Annotated in this window: 19 protein-coding genes; 10 read left to right on the forward strand and 9 right to left on the reverse strand. The window is 71.1% G+C overall.

Going from position 1 to position 24,385, the window contains the following annotated elements; genetic code table 11:
* Positions 1-125 precede the first annotated feature (125 nt).
* Complete coding sequence (locus ACFU97_RS11610) at positions 126-1,130, reverse strand: ADP-ribosylglycohydrolase family protein (protein ID WP_384254160.1); 1,005 nt, start codon at positions 1,128-1,130, stop codon at positions 126-128.
* Positions 1,131-1,403: 273 nt separating this feature from the next.
* Here ACFU97_RS11610 and ACFU97_RS11615 point away from each other — a divergent pair, with 273 nt between their 5' ends.
* The 3 genes from ACFU97_RS11615 (at position 1,404) to ACFU97_RS11625 (ending at position 8,549) form a co-directional block, all read left to right on the forward strand.
* Positions 1,404-2,135, forward strand: coding sequence for a VIT1/CCC1 transporter family protein (locus ACFU97_RS11615; protein WP_384254162.1), 732 nt, complete (start codon positions 1,404-1,406; stop codon positions 2,133-2,135).
* 365 nt (positions 2,136-2,500) lie between these two features.
* On the forward strand, positions 2,501-7,093 hold the full coding sequence (gene gltB, locus ACFU97_RS11620) for a glutamate synthase large subunit (RefSeq protein ID WP_384254165.1): 4,593 nt from the start codon (positions 2,501-2,503) through the stop codon (positions 7,091-7,093).
* Positions 7,086-8,549 (forward strand): glutamate synthase subunit beta, encoded by a 1,464-nt coding sequence (locus tag ACFU97_RS11625; protein WP_384254168.1) that lies wholly within the window; start codon positions 7,086-7,088, stop codon positions 8,547-8,549. The genes gltB and ACFU97_RS11625 overlap by 8 nt, the downstream gene beginning before the upstream one ends.
* 111 nt (positions 8,550-8,660) lie before the next feature.
* Here ACFU97_RS11625 and ACFU97_RS11630 read toward each other — a convergent pair whose 3' ends face one another.
* From ACFU97_RS11630 to ACFU97_RS11640, 3 genes are all read right to left on the reverse strand, one after another.
* Positions 8,661-9,320: a calcium-binding protein gene (locus ACFU97_RS11630; protein ID WP_384254170.1), complete on the reverse strand. Its 660-nt coding sequence runs from the start codon at positions 9,318-9,320 to the stop codon at positions 8,661-8,663.
* The gene (gene wecB / locus ACFU97_RS11635) at positions 9,317-10,480 is read right to left on the reverse strand and encodes a non-hydrolyzing UDP-N-acetylglucosamine 2-epimerase (RefSeq protein WP_384254173.1); all 1,164 of its coding nucleotides are present in this window, start codon (positions 10,478-10,480) and stop codon (positions 9,317-9,319) included. The genes ACFU97_RS11630 and wecB overlap by 4 nt, the downstream gene beginning before the upstream one ends.
* 140 nt (positions 10,481-10,620) lie before the next feature.
* Positions 10,621-11,865 (reverse strand): glycosyltransferase, encoded by a 1,245-nt coding sequence (locus ACFU97_RS11640; RefSeq protein ID WP_384254175.1) that lies wholly within the window; start codon positions 11,863-11,865, stop codon positions 10,621-10,623.
* 449 nt (positions 11,866-12,314) lie between these two features.
* On the opposite strand from ACFU97_RS11640, the gene ACFU97_RS11645 reads away from it, so the two are divergent.
* The gene (locus ACFU97_RS11645) at positions 12,315-14,183 is read left to right on the forward strand and encodes a DUF2334 domain-containing protein (protein ID WP_384254179.1); all 1,869 of its coding nucleotides are present in this window, start codon (positions 12,315-12,317) and stop codon (positions 14,181-14,183) included.
* Here the strand turns inward: ACFU97_RS11645 and ACFU97_RS11650 are convergent.
* Positions 14,164-14,343, reverse strand: coding sequence for a hypothetical protein (locus ACFU97_RS11650; RefSeq protein ID WP_384254181.1), 180 nt, complete (start codon positions 14,341-14,343; stop codon positions 14,164-14,166). The two genes, ACFU97_RS11645 and ACFU97_RS11650, sit on opposite strands and share 20 nt — an antisense overlap.
* On the opposite strand from ACFU97_RS11650, the gene ACFU97_RS11655 reads away from it, so the two are divergent.
* The gene (locus ACFU97_RS11655) at positions 14,333-15,250 is read left to right on the forward strand and encodes a glycoside hydrolase family 113 (protein WP_384254183.1); all 918 of its coding nucleotides are present in this window, start codon (positions 14,333-14,335) and stop codon (positions 15,248-15,250) included. The two genes, ACFU97_RS11650 and ACFU97_RS11655, sit on opposite strands and share 11 nt — an antisense overlap.
* 2 nt (positions 15,251-15,252) lie before the next feature.
* Here the strand turns inward: ACFU97_RS11655 and ACFU97_RS11660 are convergent, their stop codons facing one another.
* Together ACFU97_RS11660 and ACFU97_RS11665 are read right to left on the reverse strand one after the other, a co-directional pair.
* Positions 15,253-16,158, reverse strand: a complete 906-nt coding sequence (locus ACFU97_RS11660; protein WP_384254185.1) for a chitosanase — start codon at positions 16,156-16,158, stop codon at positions 15,253-15,255.
* A gap of 36 nt (positions 16,159-16,194) precedes the next feature.
* Positions 16,195-17,106 carry a rhomboid family intramembrane serine protease gene (locus tag ACFU97_RS11665; RefSeq protein WP_384254187.1) on the reverse strand — a complete coding sequence of 304 codons (912 nt, stop codon included), beginning with the start codon at positions 17,104-17,106 and terminating at the stop codon, positions 16,195-16,197.
* A gap of 97 nt (positions 17,107-17,203) precedes the next feature.
* Here ACFU97_RS11665 and ACFU97_RS11670 point away from each other — a divergent pair, with 97 nt between their 5' ends.
* Together ACFU97_RS11670 and ACFU97_RS11675 are read left to right on the forward strand one after the other, a co-directional pair.
* Positions 17,204-17,929 (forward strand): vWA domain-containing protein, encoded by a 726-nt coding sequence (locus tag ACFU97_RS11670; RefSeq protein ID WP_384254190.1) that lies wholly within the window; start codon positions 17,204-17,206, stop codon positions 17,927-17,929.
* Positions 17,930-17,998: 69 nt separating this feature from the next.
* Complete coding sequence (locus ACFU97_RS11675; protein WP_384254192.1) at positions 17,999-19,648, forward strand: cytochrome bc complex cytochrome b subunit; 1,650 nt, start codon at positions 17,999-18,001, stop codon at positions 19,646-19,648.
* Here the strand turns inward: ACFU97_RS11675 and ACFU97_RS11680 are convergent.
* Together ACFU97_RS11680 and ACFU97_RS11685 are read right to left on the reverse strand one after the other, a co-directional pair.
* On the reverse strand, positions 19,623-20,585 hold the full coding sequence (locus ACFU97_RS11680; RefSeq protein WP_384254194.1) for an acyl-CoA dehydrogenase family protein: 963 nt from the start codon (positions 20,583-20,585) through the stop codon (positions 19,623-19,625). The genes ACFU97_RS11675 and ACFU97_RS11680 overlap by 26 nt on opposite strands.
* Positions 20,585-21,724: an acyl-CoA dehydrogenase family protein gene (locus ACFU97_RS11685; protein ID WP_384254197.1), complete on the reverse strand. Its 1,140-nt coding sequence runs from the start codon at positions 21,722-21,724 to the stop codon at positions 20,585-20,587. The genes ACFU97_RS11680 and ACFU97_RS11685 overlap by 1 nt, the downstream gene beginning before the upstream one ends.
* Positions 21,725-21,772: 48 nt before the next feature.
* Between ACFU97_RS11685 and ACFU97_RS11690 the strand changes: the two genes are divergently transcribed.
* Genes ACFU97_RS11690 through ACFU97_RS11700 form a run of 3 tightly spaced genes read left to right on the forward strand, consistent with a single transcriptional unit; the run spans position 21,773 to position 24,383 of the window.
* Positions 21,773-22,564: an SDR family oxidoreductase gene (locus ACFU97_RS11690; protein WP_384254199.1), complete on the forward strand. Its 792-nt coding sequence runs from the start codon at positions 21,773-21,775 to the stop codon at positions 22,562-22,564.
* A gap of 26 nt (positions 22,565-22,590) precedes the next feature.
* Positions 22,591-23,202: a TetR/AcrR family transcriptional regulator gene (locus tag ACFU97_RS11695; protein ID WP_384254201.1), complete on the forward strand. Its 612-nt coding sequence runs from the start codon at positions 22,591-22,593 to the stop codon at positions 23,200-23,202.
* 23 nt (positions 23,203-23,225) lie between these two features.
* Complete coding sequence (locus ACFU97_RS11700) at positions 23,226-24,383, forward strand: acetyl-CoA C-acetyltransferase (protein ID WP_384254204.1); 1,158 nt, start codon at positions 23,226-23,228, stop codon at positions 24,381-24,383.
* The last annotated feature ends 2 nt before the right edge of the window (positions 24,384-24,385 follow it).

Consider the following 24,385-nt stretch of genomic DNA (forward strand, 5'->3'; position numbering starts at 1 on the left):
CGCACCACCGGTTTCTCTCTCGTCGTCGGGTGCGGGTGGCCCCTGTGGGCCGTATTCGCCGCAGGCGGCCGACCGTTCGTGCGTGGAGGTGGTGGGCGCCGGCCCCGTCCACGGTGCCGGCGGCGTCATCGGGACGTCCCGGGGACCAAGAGGTCGGCGACCTCCAGTACGTGATGTCCGGCCATCGCCGGCAGGCAGCTCCCCCGTGCCGGGCCGATCGCCGACGCCCACTCCTCCGGGATCGCGGAGGCGCCCTGGGCCGCGCCCGCCAGCGCTCCCGCGACCGCTGCCGTGGTGTCCGCGTCGCGGCCCATGTTGACCGCGGTGAGGACCGCGTCGCGGACGTCGCCGTCGGCCGCCGCGTAGGCGCCGAAGGCCAGGGCCACCGCCTCCGGCGCCAGGTCGGTCCAGGGGTAGCCGCCGATGACGACCGCCGAGCGGACCGCGCGCTCGCCGCGGTGGGCGACCGCCGCGGCACGGCGCAGGGAGCGGGCCGTCCAGGAGTCGTCGGGGATCACGGCGAGCGCGGAGGCCACGACGGCGATCGGCGAGGCGCCCGCCATCGCCGCCGCGACGCCCGCGGCCACCGCCTGGCCGCCGTAGATGCCCTCGCCGTCGTGGCTCACCGAGCCGTCGATCGCGGCCAGCCGGGCCGCCTCGGCGGGGCGTCCCGCGGCGAAGACGCCGAAGGGGGCCGCGCGCATGGCCAGGCCGTCGCTCCAGGCGTGCCGGTGCTGGGCCGAGATGGGCGCGGCGAGACCGCGGCGGAGGTTCTCCAGGGTGCCGCGTTCGCTGAAACCCGCGCCCCGGAACGGCCCCTCCTCCCGGTCCGCGATCCACTCGTGCCAGGCCGCCTCCACATGGGCCGGGGTGAGATCCGCGCCGTGCCGGGCGAGGAGCAGGCCGGAGAAGATCGCGTACTCGGTGTCGTCGGTGCCGCGGGGCCGCTCGGCGACGTAGCCGGTGATACGGCCCCAGCGGGCGCGGATCTCCGAGGGCTTCATGTTCTCCGCCGGGGCCCCGAGGGCGTCACCGACGGCGAGGCCGAGCAGCGCGCCGCGCGCCCGTTCGCGGAGTTCGGCGGCGTCGCCGGGCGGCGGGACAGCGGGAATGCGGGCGATCGATGTCATACGCGCGCGGCCTCTCCTGCGGGACTCCGGTCCTCCGGGAGCCCTTTGCGGATGTGTCCCACCGCAGCGGATTCGGCGAGCCCGCCCGGCGCCATCGTCACCCGGTCGACATATGTGCAGAGGTCGTAGCGGATGAGCGGTTACGGGCAAACCCGCAGGTTAGCCGAGCCTTTCCTTGCTGGCGGGGAGGGAATGCCGGGCGTATCTTCTGGGTTGTCGAAACATAGAACATGTCCAAAGTTAGCTTTGGCTTAGCTTTCCTGGGGGAGACCCGTGGCCATCATCGAGACCGAAGCCGCGCTGCACGACGCGCACCGCGACAACCACACGCACCGGGATGTGAACGGCGGCTGGCTGCGCCCCGCCGTCTTCGGGGCGATGGACGGCCTGGTCTCGAACCTCGCGCTGATGACCGGCGTCGCCGGTGGGTCCGTCGGCCAGCAGACCATCGTGCTGACCGGGCTCGCGGGCCTCGCGGCCGGCGCCTTCTCGATGGCCGCCGGCGAGTACACGTCCGTCGCCTCGCAGCGCGAGCTCGTGGAGGCGGAGCTGGACGTGGAGCGCAGGGAGCTGCGCAAGCACCCCAAGGACGAGGAGGCGGAGCTCGCGGCGCTCTACGAGTCCCGCGGCGTCGAGCCCGAGCTGGCGCGGGAAGTGGCCCGCCAGCTGTCGAAGGACCCCGAGCAGGCGCTGGAGATACATGCCCGCGAGGAGCTCGGCATCGACCCCGGCGACCTGCCCTCCCCGCTGGTCGCGGCCGTGTCGTCGTTCGGCTCCTTCGCGCTGGGCGCCCTGCTGCCGCTGCTGCCGTACCTGCTCGGTGCGACCGCGCTGTGGCCGGCCGTGCTGCTCGCGCTCTTCGGCCTGTTCGGCTGCGGTGCGGTGGTGGCCCGGGTGACGGCGCGCAGCTGGTGGTACAGCGGGCTCAGGCAGCTCGCCCTCGGTGGTGCGGCGGCCGGTGTGACGTACGCCCTGGGCATCCTGTTCGGAACGGCCGTAGGATAAGGCCGGTTGCACAGTATGCGTTGGGCCGCATAAGTAGCCGTTACTCGCTGGTTTCGGATGCATGACCACGGGGCATGAGCCGTAAGCGCTGTGGGCAATGACGCCTGTCGCGCACCCGCGGGGCGGGCGACGCCGCCCCTCCCGCCTGGACTGACGGACATCGATCTGTCCCGTTCCGTCCCCATAGCTTCCACCGCAGGCGTGGTACCCCCGCCGGCCCGTGGTGTCCGCATGCTGGAACGAAGCATCCGCTTCCCGAGAACCGCTCCATCATGTAACCTGCACGAAATTTTGCACCGAGCAGAGGGCCAACGTCGTCCCTCGGCACCTTGAACATGCCACTTGAGACGACGACGGGAGAGCCGATGCGTACGCCGCGCCAGCCGTCCCAGCATTCCGCGAATGGCCAGAACTGGTCCTTCATGGATGCTCGCCCTGCTGCGCAGGGTATGTACGACCCCCGCAACGAACGAGACGCGTGCGGCGTCGGCTTCGTGGCCACCCTCGCCGGCGAGGCGTCCCACACTCTGGTCGAACAGGCCCTGACGGTGCTGCGCAACCTCGAGCACCGCGGCGCCACCGGCTCCGAGCCGGACTCCGGCGACGGTGCCGGCCTGCTCTCGCAGGTGCCCGACGCCTTCTTCCGCGAGGTGGCCGGTTTCGAGCTGCCCGAGGCCGGCGCGTACGCGGTCGGCATCGCCTTCCTGCCCGAGGAGGGCACCCAGGAGGCCGTCTCACAGATCGAGACGATCGCCGCCGAGGAGGGCCTCACGGTGCTCGGCTGGCGCGAGGTTCCGGTCGCCCCGGAACTGCTCGGCGCCACCGCCCGTTCGACGATGCCCGCCTTCCGGCAGATCTTCGTGACGGACGGCGCGAGCAAGGACATCGCGCTCGACCGCAAGGCCTTCGCGCTGCGCAAGCGCGCCGAGCGCGAGGCCGCCGTCTACTTCCCCTCGCTCTCCGCCCGGACCATCGTCTACAAGGGCATGCTGACGACCGGTCAGCTGGAGCCGTTCTTCCCGGACCTCTCCGACCGCCGCTTCGCCTCGGCCGTCGCCCTGGTCCACTCGCGCTTCTCCACGAACACCTTCCCGTCGTGGCCGCTCGCGCACCCCTACCGCTTCGTCGCGCACAACGGTGAGATCAACACCGTCAAGGGCAACCGCAACTGGATGCGCGCCCGCGAGTCGCAGCTGGTCTCCGACCTGTTCGGCGAGCAGAGCCTGGAGCGCCTGTTCCCGGTGTGCACGCCGGACGCCTCCGACTCGGCGTCCTTCGACGAGGTGCTCGAACTGCTGCACCTGGGCGGCCGTTCGCTGCCGCACTCCGTGCTGATGATGATCCCGGAGGCGTGGGAGAACCACGACTCCATGGACCCGGCCCGGCGCGCCTTCTACCAGTTCCACTCCACGATGATGGAGCCCTGGGACGGCCCGGCCTGTGTCACCTTCACCGACGGCAAGCAGGTCGGCGCGGTCCTCGACCGCAACGGACTGCGCCCCGGCCGCTACTGGGTCACCGACGACGGCCTGGTCGTCCTCGGCTCCGAGGTCGGCGTCCTCGACATCGACCCCGCCAAGGTCGTGCGCAAGGGCCGGCTGCAGCCGGGCCGCATGTTCCTCGTCGACACGGTCGAGCACCGCATCATCGAGGACGACGAGATCAAGGCGACCCTCGCCGCCGAGCAGCCGTACGCCGAGTGGATGGAGGCCGGTGAGATCGAGCTGGGCGACCTGCCCGAGCGCGAGCACATCGTCCACACCCACGCCTCGGTCACCCGCCGCCAGCAGACCTTCGGTTACACCGAGGAGGAGCTGCGCGTCATCCTCGCGCCGATGGCCAAGGCCGGTGCCGAGCCGATCGGCTCGATGGGCACCGACTCGCCGATCGCCGCGCTGAGCGAGCGCCCGCGCCTGCTCTTCGACTACTTCACGCAGCTGTTCGCGCAGGTCACCAACCCGCCGCTGGACGCCATCCGCGAGGAGCTCGTCACCTCGCTGCGTTCGTCGCTCGGCCCCTCGGGCAACCTGCTCGACCCGACGGCCGCTTCCTGCCGCTCGGTGCTGCTGCCCTTCCCGGTGATCGACAACGACGAGCTGGCCAAGCTCATCCACATCAACGCCGACGGCGACATGCCCGGCTTCAAGGCCGCGACCCTCTCCGGCCTGTACCGGGTCTCCGGCGGCGGCGACTCCCTCGCCGCGCGCATCGACGAGATCTGCGCCGAGGCCGACGCCGCCATCGAGAACGGCGCCCGGCTGATCGTCCTGTCGGACCGCCACTCGGACGCCGAGCACGCGCCGATCCCGTCGCTGCTGCTCACCGCGGCCGTCCACCACCACCTCATCCGCACCAAGCAGCGCACCCAGGTGGGCCTGCTGGTCGAGGCCGGCGACGTCCGCGAGGTCCACCACGTCGCCCTGCTCATCGGCTTCGGCGCCGCGGCGGTCAACCCGTACCTGGCCATGGAGTCGGTCGAGGACCTGGTCCGGGCCGGCACCTTCCTGACGGACATAGAGTCCGAGCAGGCGATCCGCAACCTGATCTACGCCCTCGGCAAGGGCGTCCTGAAGGTCATGTCCAAGATGGGCATCTCGACCGTCGCCTCCTACCGCGGCGCGCAGGTCTTCGAGGCCGTCGGCCTCGACGAGACCTTCGTCGAGAAGTACTTCAACGGCACGGCCACCAAGATCGGCGGCGTCGGTATCGACGTCATCGCCAAGGAGGTCGCCGCCCGCCACGCGAAGGCGTACCCGGCCTCCGGCATCGCGCCGGCCCACCGCGCCCTCGACATCGGCGGCGAGTACCAGTGGCGCCGCGAGGGCGAGCCGCACCTGTTCGACCCGGAGACGGTCTTCCGCCTGCAGCACTCCACGCGCACGGGCCGCTACGACGTCTTCAAGAAGTACACGGACCGTGTCAACGAGCAGTCCGAGCGCCTGATGACGCTCCGCGGCCTGTTCGGCTTCAAGTCCGGCCGCGAGCCGATCTCCATCGACGAGGTCGAGCCGGTCTCCGAGATCGTCAAGCGCTTCTCCACCGGCGCCATGTCCTACGGCTCCATCTCGCGCGAGGCGCACGAGACGCTCGCCATCGCCATGAACCAGCTGGGCGGCAAGTCCAACACCGGTGAGGGCGGCGAGGACCCCGACCGCCTTTACGACCCGGCCCGCCGGTCCGCCATCAAGCAGGTCGCCTCCGGCCGCTTCGGCGTGACCAGCGAGTACCTGGTCAACGCGGACGACATCCAGATCAAGATGGCCCAGGGCGCCAAGCCCGGCGAGGGCGGCCAGCTGCCCGGCCACAAGGTCTACCCGTGGGTCGCCAAGACCCGTCACTCGACGCCGGGTGTCGGCCTGATCTCCCCGCCGCCGCACCACGACATCTACTCCATCGAGGACCTGGCCCAGCTGATCCACGACCTGAAGAACGCGAACCCGCAGGCGCGGATTCACGTCAAGCTGGTCTCGGAGGTCGGCGTCGGCACGGTCGCCGCGGGTGTGTCCAAGGCGCACGCGGACGTGGTGCTCATCTCCGGCCACGACGGCGGTACGGGCGCCTCCCCGCTCACCTCGCTGAAGCACGCGGGCGGCCCCTGGGAGCTTGGCCTCGCCGAGACCCAGCAGACCCTGCTGCTCAACGGCCTGCGCGACCGGATCGTGGTCCAGACGGACGGCCAGCTCAAGACCGGCCGTGACGTCGTCATCGCCGCGCTGCTCGGCGCCGAGGAGTTCGGTTTCGCGACCGCGCCGCTCGTCGTCTCCGGCTGCGTCATGATGCGTGTCTGCCACCTGGACACCTGCCCGGTCGGCATCGCCACGCAGAACCCGACCCTGCGGGACCGGTTCACCGGCAAGGCCGAGTACGTCGTCAACTTCTTCCAGTACATCGCCGAAGAGGTCCGCGAGATCCTCGCCGAGCTGGGCTTCCGCTCCATCGAGGAGGCCGTCGGCCACGCCGAGGCGCTCGACGTGACCCGCGCGGTCGACCACTGGAAGGCGCAGGGCCTGGACCTCGAGCCGCTGTTCCACGTGCCCGAGCTGCCCGAGGGTGCGGTGCGCCACCAGCTCGTCGAGCAGGACCACGGCCTGACCAAGGCGCTCGACAACGAGCTGATCAAGCTCGCCGCCGACGCCCTGGCCGCGGACTCCGCGACCGACGCCCAGCCGGTGCGCGCCCAGGTCCAGATCCGCAACATCAACCGCACGGTCGGCACCATGCTCGGCCACGAGGTGACGAAGAAGTTCGGCGGCGCGGGCCTGCCCGACGACACCGTCGACATCACCTTCACCGGCTCGGCGGGCCAGTCCTTCGGCGCCTTCCTGCCGCGCGGTGTCACGCTGCGCCTGGAGGGCGACGCCAACGACTACGTCGGCAAGGGCCTGTCCGGCGGCCGTGTGATCGTCCGCCCGGACCGGGGCGCCGACCACCTCGCCGAGTACTCGACGATCGCGGGCAACACCATCGCCTACGGCGCCACCGGCGGCGAGCTGTACCTGCGCGGTCGTACGGGCGAGCGGTTCTGCGTCCGCAACTCCGGTGCGCTGGTCGTCTCCGAGGGTGTGGGCGACCACGGCTGCGAGTACATGACCGGTGGCCACGCGGTGGTGCTCGGCGAGACGGGCCGCAACTTCGCGGCCGGCATGTCGGGCGGTATCGCGTACGTGATCGACCTGAACGTCGACAACGTCAACGTCGGCAACGTCAGCGCCGTCGAGGCCCTCGACGACTCCGACAAGCAGTGGCTGCACGACGTCGTGCGCCGGCACCAGGAGGAGACGGGGTCCACGGTCGCGGAGAAGCTGCTCGCCGAGTGGGACACCGCCGTGGAGCGCTTCAGCAAGATCATCCCCAGCACGTACAAGGCAGTGCTCGCCGCCAAGGACGCCGCCGAGCGAGCCGGTCTCACCGAGACCGAGATCACCGAGAAGATGATGGAGGCGGCGATCAATGGCTGACCCGAAGGGCTTCCTGAACCACGGCCGTGAGGTCGCCAAGACCCGCCCCGTCACCGAGCGCGTCAAGGACTGGAACGAGGTCTACGTCCCCGGCTCCCTGCTGCCGATCATCAGCAAGCAGGCCAGCCGCTGCATGGACTGCGGCATCCCGTTCTGCCACAACGGCTGTCCGCTCGGGAACCTGATCCCCGAGTGGAACGACTACGCCTACCGCGAGGACTGGGCGGCAGCCTCCGAGCGCCTGCACGCGACCAACAACTTCCCGGAGTTCACCGGTCGTCTCTGCCCGGCGCCCTGCGAGTCGGCGTGCGTGCTCGGCATCAACCAGGCGCCGGTCACCATCAAGAACGTCGAGGTCTCGATCATCGACAAGGCGTGGGAGACCGGGGACGTCGCCCCGCAGATCCCCGAGCGCCTGTCGGGCAAGACCGTCGCCGTCATCGGCTCGGGGCCGGCGGGCCTGGCCGCCGCCCAGCAGCTGACCCGGGCCGGCCACACCGTGGCCGTCTACGAGCGCGCCGACCGCATCGGCGGCCTGCTGCGCTACGGCATCCCCGAGTTCAAGATGGAGAAGCGGCACATCAACCGCCGTATCGAGCAGATGCGCGCGGAGGGCACCCGCTTCCGTACCGGTATCGAGATCGGCCGCGACCTCAAGGCGACCGACCTGAAGAAGCGGTACGACGCGGTCGTCATCGCCGCCGGTGCGACGACCGCCCGCGACCTCCCGGTCCCCGGCCGCGAGCTCCAGGGCATCTACCAGGCGATGGAGTACCTGCCCCTGTCCAACAAGGTCCAGGAGGGCGACTACGTCACCTCCCCGATCTCGGCGGAGGGCAAGCACGTCGTGGTCATCGGCGGTGGCGACACCGGCGCCGACTGCGTGGGCACCGCCCACCGCCAGGGCGCGGCCTCGGTCACGCAGCTGGAGATCATGCCCCGCCCGAACGAGGAGCGGAACGCCGTCTCCCAGCCGTGGCCGACCTTCCCGATGCTCTACAAGGTCACCTCGGCGCACGAGGAGGGCGGCGAGCGGGTCTACTCCGTCTCCACCACCCACTTCGAGGGCGACGAGGACGGCAACGTCCAGTGGCTGCACCTGACCGAGATCGAGTTCGTCGACGGCAAGCTGACCCCGAAGCCGGGCACGGAGCGCAAGATCCCCGCCCAGCTGGTCACCCTCGCCATGGGCTTCACCGGCACCGACCGGGAGAACGGCCTGGTCGAGCAGTTCGCCCTGGAGCTCGACGAGCGCGGCAACATCGCCCGCGACGCCGACTTCCAGACCAACGTCCCCGGTGTCTTCGTCGCCGGTGACGCGGGCCGCGGCCAGTCGCTCATCGTGTGGGCGATCGCCGAGGGCCGCTCCGCCGCCAAGGGGGCCGACCGCTTCCTGACCGGCGCCAGCGACCTGCCGGCCCCGATCCGCCCGACGGACCGCTCCCTGACGGCCTGACGGCCCCTCGGTAAGCACCAACAGACGTCCCGTACAACGGCGTACGGAACACCGACGGCGCCCGCCCCGTAAGTCCCCGACCGGACTGTGGACGGGCGCCGTCGCACGTCCTCAGCCCGAACTCGCCTTCAGGCCCTCGAACTTCACGGTCGCGTCCTCGGTGTACGCGCCCACCCGCCCCCGGCGGTAGGGGCGTTCGGCATCCGTGAACGTCACCAGCGGCCTCCCGCCCACCGACACCGACAGCACCGCCCCGCGCTGCTCGACCCGTACGTCGTACCAGGTGCCCGTGGGGTACGCCGTCCGCCCGGTCGCCAGGAAGCGCTGCCCGCCCGGATACGCGGGGTCCCGCTTGCCCAGCTCCCAGCCGTTCGGCTTCAGGGTGACGTAGTAGAAGTGCTCCGGATCGGTGTACGCCCAGACCAGCCACGGCACTTCCCACGGATTCGGCTTCGGCGAGCGCAGCTGCTTCACCGCCCGCATCCGGGCCGCGTAGCGCACGTCCGTGTAGGACGCGGTGCTCACCACGAGCCCGGCGTGCGTGGTGCCGGGATCCTCGGCGGCCATGGGGGAGAGCGAGAGTGACGTGTCGTCACCGAGGTTGGTGCCCATGCCGTTGAACACCGACAGCCAGCGGCCGTGGGTCGTACCGTCCAGCCACGGTCTGCGCGGGGGCGCGCCGCCGCCCTGGCACTGGCTCAGCACACCCGCGAGAGCGGCCAGCGCGAGAGCCAGTGCCAGTCCGGCGACGATGCGACCCCTGCGCGTCATGCCGCCGAGTATGGACCGGACGCCGTGAGCCCGACGGGCACGTCGGCGGCGAAGTCCTCGGCCAGCTGGGCCAGGATGCGCGTCGTCGCCGTGCCGTCGCCGAACGGGTTGCCCGCGCGCGCCATCCGCCGGTACTCCGCGGGGTCGTCCAGCAGCCGCTGCGCCCAGGTCACGATGGCCTCCGGGTCGGTGCCGATCAGCCGGGCCGCGCCCGCCTCGACCGCCTCCGGCCGCTCGGTGGTCGTGCGCAGCACCAGGGCGGGCTTGCTCAGGCTCGGGGCCTCCTCCTGGATGCCGCCGGAGTCGGTCAGGACGAGGTCGCACTCGGCCAGCGTGGCCGCGAAGTCGAGGTAGTCGAGCGGCTCGATCAGCGAGATGCCCGGCCGGCCGTCGAGTTCGGGCAGCAGCACCTCCCGCACGGCCGGGCTCTTGTGCAGCGGCAGCACGATCTCGACGTCCCCGCGCGCCGCGAGCCGGGTCAGCGCCCGGCCCATGCCGCGCATTCGCTCGCCCTGGTTCTCCCGGCGGTGCAGCGTCACCAGGATCCGCCTGGCATCGGTGCGGAAGGCGGAGGCCGCGGTGCCCTCGGCCAGCACCCACAGCAGGTTGTCGACGACCGTGTTGCCGGTGACGAACACCTGCTCGCCGGGCACGCCCTCCGCGGCCAGATGCCCTGCCGCGGCCGGTGTGGGCGCGAAGTGCCAGCGGGCGATCCGGCTGATCAGACAGCGGTTGAGCTCCTCCGGGAAGGGGTTGTCCAGCACCCCGGTGCGCAGCCCGGCCTCGACATGGGCGACCGGGATCTTCTCGTAGAAGGCGGCGAGCGCCCCGCACAGCGCGGTGGTCGTGTCCCCCTGCACCACCACCAGGTCGGGCCGCTGCTCGCGCATGACGTCGCCGAGCTCCCGCACGAGCCGGGCGGTCAGGTCGGAGAGCTGCTGCCGGGTGCGCATGACGTCCAGCGCGATCCGCGCGTCGACGCGCAGCAGGCTGAGCATCTGGTGGAGCATCTCGCGGTGCTGGCCGGTGGTGACGACGAACGGCTCGAACCGCGGGCCGGCGGCCATCGCCCGCGCCACGGGCGCCAGTTTGATCGCCTCGGGCCGGGTGCCGAGCACGAGCATGGCGCGTACGGGCACGGCTGAGGAGTGTGTGGACATGGGTGCCCCCCTTGGGCATGCGCGATCGACGCAGCGACCGCGTCGAGCGGTGATGAGAGGTACTGCGGATGAGAGATGAGAGACGAGAGGTACGGCGCGGACGAGGACCCGCGCCAGGACCTGGCGCGGACGGAGAGCCCTCAGGTGCGTGCGGTCTTCAGCCAGCCCCGCTGACCGGTGACCATCCGCCACAGGCCCCACCAGCCGGCGGCGAACCAGATGTAGCCGTAGAAGACGAAGACATGGGCGAGCAGCACCGAGCGCATCAGGCCGAGGGCCCGCTCGCGCTTGGCGTACACGAAGCCGTAGGCGTAGGCGGCGGTGAACGACAGGAGGTAGGGGCCGAGCAGCCACATCGGTGAGAACAGCGGGTGCCCGGCCCGGACGGAGGCCGCCACGGTGGCGCCCAGGGCCACCAGGAACGACAGCGGCAGCAGCGAGGTGAGCAGGATCAGCACCGGGCTGGAGAGGTGGTAGAGCAGGTCGAGCGCGGCCCGGGTCGGCACGTCCCGCAGGATGAGCGGGACGAGTCGGGCCGACTGCAAGTGGCCCTGGAACCAGCGGGATCGCTGGCGGACCAGCCGGCCGAGGCTGAGCACGGCCTGCTGGGACACCGCGGCCGTGGTGCAGTGCTGGTTGGTCCAGCCCTTGGCGATCAGCCGCACACCGAGGTCGAGGTCCTCGGTGAGGCTGTCGCTCCACGGGCCGTCGCCGTCCAGGGTGTCGAGCGCCGCGAGCCGCATGAACTGTCCGTTGCCGCCCATGCCCACGCTGCCGAGGGAGCGGCGCGCGCTCTGGAAGACATCGCCGTAGACGACGAACTCCATGTCCTGCATGCGGGCGAGCAGTCCAAGGTGCCGGTTGTACATCCGGACGCAGACCTGCACCGCACCCGTTCGCGGGTCGTCGAAGTAGGGGTCGACGGACTGCACGACGTGCGGGTCGAGCCGCCCGTCCGCGTCGACCACGCACACCACCACGTCGGCGGGGTCGTGGCCGGCGAGCAGACCGGACTCGCGCAGGTGGCGCACCCCGTCGTTGAGCGCGGCGCCTTTTCCCCGGCGGGCGTTCGGCAGGGTGCGCCGGTGCAGCCGGACCAGGGCGGGGTCGGCCGCCCGGGCCATCTCGGCGGTGCGATCGTCCGAACCGTCGTCGATGACCAGTGCCATGAAATTCCGGGCAGGCAGCGCGGTGATGCGCTCCAGGCTCTCGGAAAGCACTTTCTCCTCGTTCAGGCATGCGAGTAGAAATACGTAGAACCGTTCTCGCCGGTCCGGGCGGGACCGGCGAATTCTGCGCCTCGACAGCAGAAACAGACTCGTGTTGTAACAGCCGGCCATGACGATGAGTGTGATGCTCGACCACAGGAGCAACTCAGTGACCATGGCCGCACCCCGTGCCGGCCGATGCCCTGTGCGACCGGCGGCGCAGGCTTATTCGGGCCAGCAATATCAGGACGGCGGTCAGGCAATAGAGCATGAATCCCGCTCCCGCTGCCGCCTGCAATGTTTTGGCCAGAGGTAGCCCCGGAATCGCTTCCGGCGCGGCAATCGCCCCTGCCAGGGGCAGCAGTGTCCCCAATGCAGGTCGTCCGTACATCTTCCCCCCACAGCAATTATGGTGCGCGTCCCCACCGCGCGTTGGTGAACGTAGCAGACACGCGGGGCGGTCAAGAAGGTTCTCCAAAAAAGCGACATGTCCAATCTTCGCGTGGGGTCTGATGGTCCATGGTGAATTCACCTTTCGGCCCATTGACACTCTTCTTGATCGGTTACCAGAATCGATGGCCTTCTGCTCAGAAAAGCCTTTGCCAAGGATTGGCAAAGTGGGGGGAATGATCGTGAGACCACTGATCCGTTCTCGACGACCAGGCATTTCGAAGTTCTCGGTCGTCCTACTGCTGTTCGCCGCGCTGCTCAGCGGCACCTTCCTGGCCGCGGGCGCCCAGGCGGCCGGCCGCGGCGACCGGCACGGCCACGAGGCCGTGGCCGGCCGATCCGGACTGAGCCGGGTCGATCTCCAGGGCTGGGCCAAGGCCCAGACGAAGGCCGACACGGCACGTCGCGCCGCACCGCACCGCACGTCCACGGTGGCGGCCCTGGCGGCGACGGCCGCGGCCCCGGTCAGGGCCGCGACGGCCGTGACGCGGCAGGCCTCCCTGCTGGAGCCCGCCGCCGAGGCCCCGGCCGGTCCGAGCACGCTCGTGCTCTACGACACCGCCGGACCCTACGGTCAGCTGGGCGAGCTGTACGCGATGGCCACGGCCAACCTGGCAGGTCACTTCGGCACCGTGACGGCCAAGCCGGTCCAGCAGTACACCGCCGGAATGATCGACTCCTACACGGCCGTGGTCTACCTCGGCTCGACCTACTACGGCGGTGACATCCCGGACGCCGTCCCGGCGGCCTTCTACACGGACGCGGCCGCGAGCACCAAGCCGGTGATCTGGATGGGCGCCAACGTCTGGAACATGGCGAACGCCACCGGCGTGGCCCAGTTCGCGCAGAAGTACGGCTGGGACCCGACGTCGTCGTACTACGAGGACGGCGGTTCCGTCGGCACCGTGACACAGGTGGCGTACCGGAACCAGGCCCTGACCCGGAAGGTCCCGGCCGGTCAGGACGGGGGCGTGCTGCGCCCCCATGTCCTCACGGGCGACGGATACCCCGCGGTCACGACGCTCGCCCAGGGGCTCGACTCGTCCAACGGCCACACCTTCGGCTGGGCGATCCGCTCGTCCAACCTCACCTACATCGGTGAGATCCCGTTCGCCTACGTCTCCGAGAGCGACCGCGTCATCGCACTGGAGGACCTCCTCTTCGACGCGCTCGCCCCGGCCACCACCGAACGGCACCGGGCGATCGTGCGCCTGGAGGACATCAGCCCCGACTCGGATCCCACCGAGCTGCGGAGCATGGCCGACTACCTCTACGCGCAGAAGATCCCCTACGGCATCAACGTGATCCCCGTCTACACGGACCCGGAGGGCACCTACAACAACGGTGTCGCGCAGACGGTCACACTCGCCCAGCGCCCGCAGGTGGTCGGCGCCCTGAAGTACATGCTGGCCCGGGGCGCGGTCCTGATGGACCACGGCTTCACGCACCAGTACGGCACGGTCGCCAACCCCTACGACGGCGTCACCGGCGACGACTTCGAGTTCTACCGGGCGCACGTCGACGCGGCGAACAACGTCGTCTACGACGGCCCGGTCGCCGAGGACTCCGCGGTCTGGGCGCAGAGCCGGGTGACCGGCGCACTCGCCGGCTTCACCGCCGCCGGGCTGCCGAGGCCCACGCTGTGGACCACCCCGCACTACGCGGGTTCCGCCACCGACTACAAGGTGTTCAGCTCCAACTTCTCGGCCCGCCTGGAGCGTTCGCTGTACTTCTCCGGCACGCTCAGCGGCGGTCCGGCCGGCCCGAACACCTTCATCGGGCAGTTCTTCCCCTACGTGGTGAAGGACGTGTACGGCACCAAGGTGCTCCCCGAGAACATCGGCAACTACGAGCCCGAGGCGTACAACAACCACCCGCCGCGGCTGCCCGCCGACCTGATCGCCTCGGCCAAGGCCAACCTGGCCGTCCGGGACGGGGTCGCGAGCTTCTTCTACCACCCCTACTACCCGCTCCAGCCGCTGCAGGACACGATCGCCGGCATCAAGGCCCTCGGCTACACCTTCGTCAGCCCGAGCAGCCTGTGACGACAGGGCAGTTGAGGAGGAGGACCGTCACCGCGAGCGCGGTGGCGTTCCTCCTCGCCGCGGCCGGGTGCACGACCGGCGGCGCGGCCGGGGACACCGGCGGGTCCGGTGCGGGGAGGGCCGGCGGTGCCGGCGCGAGGAGCGGGACGATGCGCGGCATCACCCTGCCCTCCTGGTACCGCACCGACTACGACAGCCCCGCCGCCGACCGCTATCTGCGCGGCATCCGGGCCACCGGTGCCCGCTGGGTCACCTTCACCCCGACCTGGTACCAGAACCGCCCCACCGACTCCTCGATGCACACCACCGAGGAGACCGCGAGCGACGGCAGCCTGCGCCGGATCGTGCGCCGCGCGCACGCACTCGGCCTCAAGGTCATGATCAAGCCGCACGTCGACCTGCCCGGCGACGAGGATCGTGCCGACATCCGCCCGCGCGACGGCGCCGCCTGGTTCACCGCTTACCGCCGCTTCATCACCCACTACGCCGGCCTCGCCGCCGCCACCGGCACCGAGCAGTTCGCCGTCGGCACCGAACTCGCGGGCGTGTCGGGCGACCTGACGGGGTGGACGAGCGTCGTCAGGGCGGTGCGCGAGCACTACGCCGGACCGCTCACCTACGCCGCCAACTACGACGAGTACAGGAAGATCCGCTTCTGGAAGGAGCTCGACCTGATCGGCATCGACGCCTACTGGCCCCTGTCCGCCCGGCCCACCGCCGACGCCGGCCGGCTGCGCCGCGCCTGGCGGCCGATCCGGGACGAACTCGCCGCCTACGCGCACCGGCAGGATCGGCGCATCCTGTTCACCGAGGCCGGTTACGTCAGCCAGCGCGGCTCCACGACCGCCCCGTACTCCTGGACGGTCAGCCGCCACCCGGCCCCGGACGAGCAGGCCGCCGCCTACCGGGCGCTGCTCGACTCCTTCACCGGCAGCGACTGGTGGGCCGGGGTGTGCTGGTGGATGTGGGACGACTGGCCCGGCAGCGGGGAGACGCCGGCGCGGCTGGCGTACTCGCCGCACGGCAAGCCCGCGGAGGAGGTGCTGCGGCGGGAATGGGCTGAGTAGTCCTACTGCACCTTGTACGTCTCCCCGTACACCCGCCACGTCAGCGGTGTCCGCAGGCTCAGGTTGCCGTCGTAGAGGAACTGGCGCTGGGCCGTGTCGATGCGGGAGGTGTCGATGTCCGCCCGCTTGGCCTGCATGGCCTTGCGGCGGACGTCGAGGAAGATGTCCAGGTAGTTCTTCTCGGAGCCGCCCTGGGACGGGGTGTCCGCCTCCCGCATGGCGCGCTCGCGCAGGCCGTAGAAGCTGGTCGGGCCGGTGCCGGGGCCGTGGAAGACCATGGCGTCGTAGTAGATGAACTGGCCCAGCGTGCCGAGGCCGTCGAGCTTGGCGAGGCGGACGGCCGGGTCGAAGTAGACGCGGTCGCGCTCCTCGTCCTGGGCCGTGCGGAAGGCCGGCAGCCGGGCCTCCGCCTTCCACGCGGCGGTGAAGCCGGGGTCCAGGCCCTTGTGGGAGTCCGTGCCGTCGACCGCGCGCAGGGCCGGGAGGTATGTGGCGAGGCCGTTGCCGGGGTGCGCCTTGGTGTAGCGCTCGACCAGGGTGAGCAGGTCGTGCGTGCCGGTGCAGAAGCCGATGACGCCGGCCGTGTAGCCCTGACCGTCGCCGATGTCCTCGATGTAGCCGTAGGCGCTGCGCCAGTCCAGCGTCGAGTTCTCGGCGCTCGCGACCAGCTTCTGGGCCAGCTCCTTCTCGGCCGGGGCGGCGAGGCCGGGCGGCAGGTCGGCGATCACCTCGTCGTCCTCCGCCCGCTCCTTCTCGGCCCGGCTCTTGGCGTCCGCGGCGCCGTGCTGCGCCGCGGACACGGAGGTCTTCGGGGTGCCGTCGTCGGAGTGCGCGGGCGTGAGGACGTAGACGCCCGCCGTGATGACCACGGGGAGGGCCGCGAACAGCAGGCAACCGGCACGTTTCATGGTCCACACATTACGTGCACATGTTCCATGATCCGGTCACACGGTCAGCTCCGCGACCTTCGCCATGCTGAGGACCACCAGCAGCGCCAGCAGGGCGACGCAGGTACCGCCCTGGACGAGGCCGCGCCGCTGGTCGCGGGGCGCGTAGGCGTACGCCAGCGTCACCACGCCGCCCGCCAGCAGGCCGCCGAGGTGGCCCTGCCAGGAGGTGAGGCCCGCGGAGATCAGCAGCCACAGCAGCAGGCCCGCCATGAAGCGGTTGACGGTGCTCATGTCGGCGCCGAGGCGGCGGGCCATCACGTAGTACGCCGCGCCGAGCCCGAAGATCGCTCCGGAGGCGCCGAGCGTGGGGGTGTCGGGCGCGATCAGCAGGACCAGGACCGAGCCGCCGAGCGCGGACAGCAGGTACAGGGCGAGGTAGCGGACCCGGCCCAGCTGGTACTCCACCACCCGGCCGATGTTCCACAGCGACACCATGTTCATCACGATGTGCAGGATCCCGAACGTCCCCTCGGTGACCGGGAGATGGAGGAAGGCGCCGGTCAGCAGGCGGTACCACTCGCCGTCGACGACCCCTTCCGCGTGGTAGTCCGAGGGGTAGTTGGCCTGCCAGACGTAGTGCCCGCCGTCGGGTCCGGCGAGGCCGCGGCCCAGCATCTCGAAGCGGTCCACGAACGCCGGACGCACCAACTCGACCAGGTAGGCGAGCACGTTGAGGCCGATCAGCACGTACGTCACCACGGGCACGGCCGCGATCCTGCCGCCGAAGACCGTGCGCGCCTGCCGCACCGACCGCGCGCCCTCCTTCACGCACTCCACGCACTGGTGGCCGACGGCCGCCTCCCGCATGCAGTCCGGGCAGATGTAGCGGTCGCAGCGGGTGCAGCGGACGTGCGACTCCACCTTGGGATGGCGGTAGCAGGTGGTGACGGCGGACTCGGGTTCCACAGCCGGCTCCTCGGAAGGGGTGGGACGGACGGTGAGCCGGTGGGGACGGCGGCGAACAAAATAACGAACACCGGTGGCGGATGGGAGAGTAGGGGCCATGGTTGCGATCAGTCTCAAGAAGGTCGAGGAGACCGCGCCCGCGCTGGTCAGCCTGTACAAGAGCGCGGGGGTCTCACTGCACCGGCACGGTCTGGAGGGGACGCGGGCGGCGGTGTACCTGGTGGTCGACCACTCCGGCTCCATGAAGCCGTACTACAAGGACGGCAGTGTGCAGGCGCTCGCCGACCGGGTGCTCGGCCTGTCCGCGCATCTCGACGACGACGGACGCGTGCCGGTGGTCTTCTTCTCGACCGACGTCGACGCCGAGACCGACATCGCGCTCGCCGGTCACGAGGGCAGCATCGAGCGGATCGTGGCCGGGCTCGGGCACATGGGGAAGACCAGTTACCACCTGGCGATGGACGCCGTGATCGACCACTACCTCGACAGCGGCTCCACGGCCCCCGCCCTCGTCGTCTTCCAGACCGACGGCGGCCCGATCAACAAGCTCGCCGCCGAGCGGTATCTGTGCAAGGCCGCGAAGCTGCCGCTGTTCTGGCAGTTCGTGGGCTTCGGGGACCCGGGCAGCAAGCAGTTCGACTTCCTGCGCAGGCTGGACGAACTGGCGGTGCCGGACCGGCGGGTGGTGGACAACGCCGGGTTCTTCCACGCCGGCGCGGACCCCGCGAAGGTGTCCGACGCGGAGCTGTACGACCGGCTGGTCGGGGAGTTCCCGAAGTGGCTGGTGGCGGCGCGGGCCCAGGGCATCCTGCCGCCGTCCTGACCGCACCGTTGGCTCGGGCCGGGCCCTCGTGCCACCCTGAGGATGATCCGACGGGGAGGCGACGAACGTATGGACGGCGCACGATCGGGGAACGAAGCGGCGGGCTCCGCACGGCGGGAGCCGCCCGGCGCGGGCGAGCGGATCGCCGACTGGGCCGACGGGCGGCTGGGGCTCTACGGGCTGGCCAGGGCCAACATGCGCAAGGTCTTCCCGGACCACTGGTCCTTCATGCTCGGGGAGATCTGCCTCTACAGCTTTCTCATCCTGATCCTCACCGGCATCTACCTCACCCTGTTCTTCGAGCCGAGCGGCGTCGAGGTGATCTACCACGGCTCGTACACCCCGCTCAACGGCATCTCGATGACGCGGGCCTACGAGTCCACCCTCGACATCAGCTTCGACGTGCGCGGCGGACTGCTGATCCGGCAGATCCACCACTGGGCCGCGCTGGTCTTCGTCACCGGCATGCTGGTGCACATGATGCGGGTGTTCTTCACCGGCGCCTTCCGCAAGCCGCGCGAGCTCAACTGGCTGTTCGGCTGGACCCTGTTGCTGCTCGGCATCATCACCGGCCTGACCGGCTACTCGCTCCCCGACGACCTGCTCTCCGGCACCGGCATCCGGTTCGCCGACGGCGCGATCCTGTCGATCCCGATCGTCGGGACGTATCTGTCGATGTTCCTGTTCGGCGGAGAGTTCCCGGGGCACGACATCATCTCGCGGCTCTTCCCGGTCCACGTCCTGCTGCTGCCCGGGATCATGCTGGGCCTGGTGGTCGCCCATCTGATCCTGGTCTTCTACCACAAGCACACGCAGTACCCCGGGCCCGGACGGGACCAGAAGACCGTGGTCGGCATGCCCTTCCTGCCGGTCTACATGGCGAAGGCGGGCGGCTTCTTCTTCCTCGTCTTCGGCGTGCTGGCGGTCATGGGCGGCATCGCGAGCATCAACCCCGTGTGGGCCTTCGGCCCGTACCGGCCCGACCTGGTCACCACCGGCGCCCAGCCCGACTGGTACCTCGGCTTCTCCGAGGGCCTGATCCGGGTGATGCCGGGATGGGAGATCAACATCTGGGGCCACACGCTGATACCCGGCGTCCTCATCCCCTTCTCCCTCTTCCCGCTGATCCTGCTCGCCCTCGGGCTGTATCCCTTCGTCGAGGCGTGGATCACCGGCGACCGGCGTGAGCAGCACATCCTGGACCGGCCGCGCAACGTGCCCGTGCGCACCGGCCTGGGCGTGGCCTGGCTGACCCTGTACGCGGTGCTGCTGATCGGCGGCGGCAACGACATCGTGGCCACGCATCTGCATCTGTCCATCAACGCGATCACCTGGTTCGTGCGGATCGCGTTCTTCGTGGCGCCGGTGGCCGCGTTCGTGATCACCAAGCGGGTCTGCATGGGCCTGCAGCGCCGGGACCGGGACAAGGTGCTGCACGGCAGGGAGAGCGGCACCATCAAGCGGCTGCCGACCGGCGAGTTCGTCGAGGTCCACGAGCCCCTCGCGCAGGACGAGCTGTTCACGCTCACCCAGCACGAGCAGAATCCGCCCTACGAGATCGGCCCGACGGTCGACGCCAACGGCGTGCGGCGGCCGGTCACGGTCTCCCAGCGGGTGCGGGCGCAGCTGGCGCGGGCCATGTTCGGGTCCGACTCGCGCATCCCGAAGCCGACGGTGGAGGAGTACCGCGAGCTCACCGGCGGCGATCACCACCACTGAGCACCACGTCCCGGCACTCCTGGGGCCCGCCCCAGGCGCAGCGCAGCGCCCGGGCCTTGGTCAGCCACAGGGACAGGTCGTACTCGGCGGTGTACCCGATCGCGCCGTGCAGCTGCAGTGCGGCACGGGCCGTGGTGTACGCCGCCTCGCACGCGGTGACCTTGGCGGCGGCGACGTCGGCGGGCGCCAGGGTCGACGCGGCACCCAGGAGCACCGGCCGCGCGAACTCCAGCGCGATCTTCGCGTCGGCGAGACGGTGCTTGACGGCCTGGAACGAGCCGATGGGGACGCCGAACTGGGTGCGCCGGCGGACGTACGCGACGGTGCGGTCCAGGAGGGCGAGGCCGACGCCCAGGGCCTGGGCGGCGGTGGTGAGGCGGGCGCAGGCCAGCGCCTGCCCGACGGACGGCGCCGAGGTGAGCAGCTCCCCGCCCGGCGCGAGGGGAGCGAGCCGGCGGGCCGGGTCGAGCGACGCCCGCAGCGGGCCGTGGCCGGGGGCGAGCCGCACCCCGCCGGGCGTCAGCGAGAGCCGGGTGGCCGCCACGTCCGCGTCCAGCGCGTACGAGCCGTCGGGCGCCAGCGTCGCCATCGCCTCGCCCGACGCCAGCGGCGGGAGCAGCCGCTTGGCGTCCGGGCCCGGCTCGGTGAACAGCGCGGCCGCCGCGACCGTCTCCACCAGCGGGCCCGGCACCACGTGCCGCCCCAACTCGACGAAGGAGAGGACGAGTTCGACCGGGCGCAGGCCCACGCCGCCGTACTCCTCCGGCACCGCGAGCGAGAAGACGCCGGCCTCGGCGACACGGGACCACAGCGCCCGCCCGCGTGCGTGGTCGCCGTGGCTCCAGTCCCGGACGGCCGACGGAGTGTCCGCCGCGGTGAGCATCGCGTCCAGTGAGGCGGCGAAGGCGCGCTGTTCGGTGTCCGGCAGGAAGCGCATCAGCGGCGTCCCTTCGGCAGGCCCAGGAGGCGTTCGGCGATGATGTCCCGCTGGATCTCGTTCGTGCCCGCGTAGACGGGGCCCGCGAGGGAGAAGACGTACCCCTCGGACCAGGCCGTGTCCGCCAGCTCGCCCTCCTCGCCCAGCAGGTCGAGCGCCGTCTCGTGCAGGGCGAGGTCCAGCTCCGACCAGAAGACCTTGTTCAGGCTGGACTCCGGGCCGATCGAGTCGCCCGCCAGGAAGCGGGAGGCCGCCGCGTAGGTGAAGAGCTGGTAGGCGCGGGCGCCGATCAGTGCGTCGGCCACGCGGTCGCGGGCGTGCCGCGGGCGGCCTCGCCGCGTCCAGAGCTCGCGCAGGCGGCCGGCCGCGGCGAGGAAGCGGCCGGGGGCGCGCAGCATCAGCCCCCGCTCGTTGCCCGCCGTCGACATGGCGATGCGCCAGCCCTCGCCGGGGGTGCCGATCACGTCCTCGTCCGGGACGAACACCTCGTCCAGGAACAGCTCCGCGAACGCCGGCTTCCCGTCGAGTCGGCCGATCGGGCGGACCGTGACGCCGGGGGCGCGCAGGTCGAACATCAGGTAGGTCAGGCCCTGATGGGGCTTGGGCAGGCCGGGCTCGCTGCGGAACAGGCCGAAGGCCCGGTCGGCGAAGGCGGCCCGCGACGACCACGTCTTCTGCCCGCTCAGCAGCCAGCCGCCGTCCGTGCGCACCGCCTTGGACCGCAGCGACGCCAGGTCGGAGCCCGCCTCGGGCTCCGACCACGCCTGCGCCCAGACGACCTCGCCGGTGGCCATGGCGGGCAGCACCCGCGCCCGCTGCTCCTCGGTGCCGTGGTCGAAGAGGGTCGGGGCGAGCAGGCTGATGCCGTTCTGCCCGACACGCCCCGGGGCGCCCGCCGACCAGTACTCCTCCTCGAAGACCAGCCAGCGGATCAGCCCGGCGTCCCTGCCGCCGTACGCCACCGGCCAGTTGACGACCGACCAGCGGTCCGCGGCCAGCTCCGCCTCCCACGCGCGGTGCGCCGCGAAGCCCTCCGCGGTCTCCAGTGACGGCAGGGGGGCGGCCGGCACATGGGCCGCGAGCCACTCCCTGGCCTCGGCGCGGAAGGCCTCATCCTCCTGCGTGAAGGCGAGCTCCATCGGCGGCCATCCTTCCCTAACAAGTGTTTGGTAGGTTAGCGTGGGGCCATGACAGCCGTCGAGAGCCCTGTGTACGAACCGGGACACGGGCTGCTGAAGGGACGCACCGCCGTCATCACCGCCGCCGCCGGCGCGGGCATCGGCGGCGCGACCGCGCGGCGCTTCCTGGAGGAGGGGGCGCGCGTGCTCATCAGCGACGCGCACGCACGGCGGCTGAAGGAGCACGAGGCCGAGCTGGCCGGCGAGTTCGGGGCGTCGTCGGTCGCGGCGCTGCCCTGCGACGTCACCGACGAGGGCCAGGTCCAGGCCCTGTTCGAGGCGGCCGTGGGGGAGCACGGCCGGCTGGACGTCGTGGTCAACAACGCCGGTCTGGGCGGCACTTCGGACCTCGCCGACATGACCGACGAGCAGTGGACCCGCGTCCTCGACGTGACGCTGAACGGCACCTTCCGGTGCACCCGGGCGGCGCTGCGCCGGATGCGGGCGGACGGCCGCGGCGGCGTGATCGTCAACAACGCCTCCGTCGTAGGCTGGCGCGCCCAGGCCGGGCAGGCGCACTACGCCGCGGCCAAGGCGGGCGTGATGGCGCTGACCCGGTGCGCGGCGCTGGAGGCCGCCGGGTACGGCGTGCGGGTCAACGCCGTCTCGCCGAGCCTCGCCATGCATCCGCACCTGGTGAAGGTGACGACACCCGAGCTGCTGGAGGAGCTCACCGCGCGTGAGGCCTTCGGGCGGTACGCCGAGCCCTGGGAGGTGGCCAACGTCATCGTGTTCCTGGCCTCCGGCTACTCCTCCTACCTCACCGGAGAGGTCGTCTCCGTCAGCAGCCAGCACCCCTGAGGACCGGAGCAGATCACAATGGAACCGTGCCGACCAAGAAGAAGCCCCAGGTGACCGCCGCCCCCGCCCGGCGCCGCGAACTCCTCGACACCGCCGCCGAGGTCTTCGCCGAGCAGGGCTACAACGCCACCACCGTACGCAAGATCGCGGACCACGCGGGCATGCTCGCGGGCAGCCTCTACTACCACTTCGACTCCAAGGAATCGATGCTGGAGGAGATCCTGCGCACCTTCCTCGACGAGCTCTGGAGCGGCTACGACGCCGTCCTGCAGGCGGAGTCGGGGCCGCGGGAGACCCTGGAGGCCCTGGTCACCGAGTCGTTCCGGGAGATCGACCGGCACCGCGCCGCCGTCGCGATCTACCAGAAGGAGAGCAAGCAGCTGGTCGCGCAGGAGCGGTTCGCCTTCCTCGCGGAGTCGCAGCGGGGGTTCGAGAAGGCGTGGCTGTCCACGCTGGAGCGCGGAGTCGCCGCCCAGGTCTTCCGTGCCGACCTCGACGTCCGGCTCACCTACCGCTTCGTGCGCGACACCGTGTGGGTCGCCGCGTCCTGGTACCGGCCGGGCGGACAGCACAGCCCCGAAGAGATCGCCCGGCAGTACCTGTCGATGGTGCTGGACGGGATCGCCGTACGCGCATAGCCCTTTCTGCCGAGGGAGTTGCCATGGCCGAGGCCTACATCGTCGAAGCGGTACGCACGCCCGTCGGACGGCGAGGAGGCGGGCTGAGCGGGGTCCACCCGGCCGACCTCGGCGCCCACGTGCTGAAGGAACTGGTGGCGCGCGCGGGAGTGGACCCGGCCGCCGTCGAGGACGTCGTCTTCGGCTGTCTGGACGCGGTGGGGCCGCAGGCCGGGGACATCGCGCGGACCTGCTGGCTGGCGGCCGGGCTGCCCGAGGAGGTGCCGGGGGTGACGGTCGACCGGCAGTGCGGCTCCTCGCAGCAGGCCGTGCACTTCGCGGCGCAGGGCGTGCTGTCCGGCACCCAGGACCTGGTGGTCGCGGGCGGCGTGCAGAACATGTCGCAGATCCCGATCGCCTTCGCCACCCGCCAGGCCGCCGAGCCCCTGGGCTTCACCCAGGGCCCGTTCGCGGGCAGCGAGGGCTGGCGCGCGCGGTACGGCGACCGGCCGGTGAACCAGTTCGCCGGGGCCGAGATGATCGCCGCGAAGTGGGGCATCACCCGTGAGGACCAGGAGGAGTTCGCGCTGCGCTCGCACCGGCGGGCGCTGAGGGCCGTCGACGAGGGCCGCTTCGAGCGGGAGATCGTGGCGTACGGCGAGGTCGGCGTCGACGAGGGGCCGCGCCGGGACACCTCCCTGGAGAAGATGGCCGGGCTCAAGCCGGTCCTCGACGGCGGCACCATCACCGCCGCCTGCTCCTCGCAGGTCTCCGACGGGGCGGCGGCGATGCTGCTCGCCTCGGAGCGGGCGGTGCGCGAGCACGGGCTCACGCCACGCGCGCGCGTGCACCACCTCTCCGTCCGGGGCGAGGACCCGATCCGGATGCTCTCCGCGCCGATACCGGCCACCGCCCACGCCCTGAAGAAGACCGGCCTGGGCATCGACGACATCGACCTCGTCGAGATCAACGAGGCCTTCGCGCCGGTCGTCCTCGCCTGGCTGAAGGAGACCGGCGCCGACCCGGAGAAGGTCAACGTCAACGGCGGCGCGATCGCCCTCGGCCATCCGCTGGGCGCGACCGGCACCCGGCTGATGACGACCCTGCTGCACGAACTGGAGCGCACCGGCGGCCGGCTGGGCCTGCAGACGATGTGCGAGGGCGGCGGCCAGGCCAACGTGACGATCGTCGAGCGGCTCTGAGC

Origin of the sequence: Streptomyces sp. NPDC057616 (genome assembly GCF_042800575.1) — a bacterium.
In the GTDB taxonomy this organism is placed as follows: domain Bacteria; phylum Actinomycetota; class Actinomycetes; order Streptomycetales; family Streptomycetaceae; genus Streptomyces.

Excerpts from the sequence above, each read along its gene's own strand:
- ACFU97_RS11685 (WP_384254197.1), bottom strand. The coding sequence starts at position 21,724 with ATGGAGCTCGCCTTCACGCAGGAGGATGAGGCCTTCCGCGCCGAGGCC.
- ACFU97_RS11610 (WP_384254160.1), bottom strand. The coding sequence starts at position 1,130 with ATGACATCGATCGCCCGCATTCCCGCTGTCCCGCCGCCCGGCGACGCC.
- ACFU97_RS11625 (WP_384254168.1), top strand. The coding sequence starts at position 7,086 with ATGGCTGACCCGAAGGGCTTCCTGAACCACGGCCGTGAGGTCGCCAAG.
- ACFU97_RS11680 (WP_384254194.1), bottom strand. The coding sequence starts at position 20,585 with ATGCGCTTCCTGCCGGACACCGAACAGCGCGCCTTCGCCGCCTCACTG.
- ACFU97_RS11670 (WP_384254190.1), top strand. The coding sequence starts at position 17,204 with ATGGTTGCGATCAGTCTCAAGAAGGTCGAGGAGACCGCGCCCGCGCTG.
- ACFU97_RS11640 (WP_384254175.1), bottom strand. The coding sequence starts at position 11,865 with ATGGTCACTGAGTTGCTCCTGTGGTCGAGCATCACACTCATCGTCATG.
- ACFU97_RS11630 (WP_384254170.1), bottom strand. The coding sequence starts at position 9,320 with ATGACGCGCAGGGGTCGCATCGTCGCCGGACTGGCACTGGCTCTCGCG.
- ACFU97_RS11660 (WP_384254185.1), bottom strand. The coding sequence starts at position 16,158 with ATGAAACGTGCCGGTTGCCTGCTGTTCGCGGCCCTCCCCGTGGTCATC.
- ACFU97_RS11650 (WP_384254181.1), bottom strand. The coding sequence starts at position 14,343 with ATGCCGCGCATCGTCCCGCTCCTCGCGCCGGCACCGCCGGCCCTCCCC.
- ACFU97_RS11690 (WP_384254199.1), top strand. The coding sequence starts at position 21,773 with ATGACAGCCGTCGAGAGCCCTGTGTACGAACCGGGACACGGGCTGCTG.
- gltB (WP_384254165.1), top strand. The coding sequence starts at position 2,501 with ATGCGTACGCCGCGCCAGCCGTCCCAGCATTCCGCGAATGGCCAGAAC.
- ACFU97_RS11700 (WP_384254204.1), top strand. The coding sequence starts at position 23,226 with ATGGCCGAGGCCTACATCGTCGAAGCGGTACGCACGCCCGTCGGACGG.
- ACFU97_RS11655 (WP_384254183.1), top strand. The coding sequence starts at position 14,333 with ATGCGCGGCATCACCCTGCCCTCCTGGTACCGCACCGACTACGACAGC.
- ACFU97_RS11645 (WP_384254179.1), top strand. The coding sequence starts at position 12,315 with ATGATCGTGAGACCACTGATCCGTTCTCGACGACCAGGCATTTCGAAG.
- ACFU97_RS11675 (WP_384254192.1), top strand. The coding sequence starts at position 17,999 with ATGGACGGCGCACGATCGGGGAACGAAGCGGCGGGCTCCGCACGGCGG.
- wecB (WP_384254173.1), bottom strand. The coding sequence starts at position 10,480 with ATGTCCACACACTCCTCAGCCGTGCCCGTACGCGCCATGCTCGTGCTC.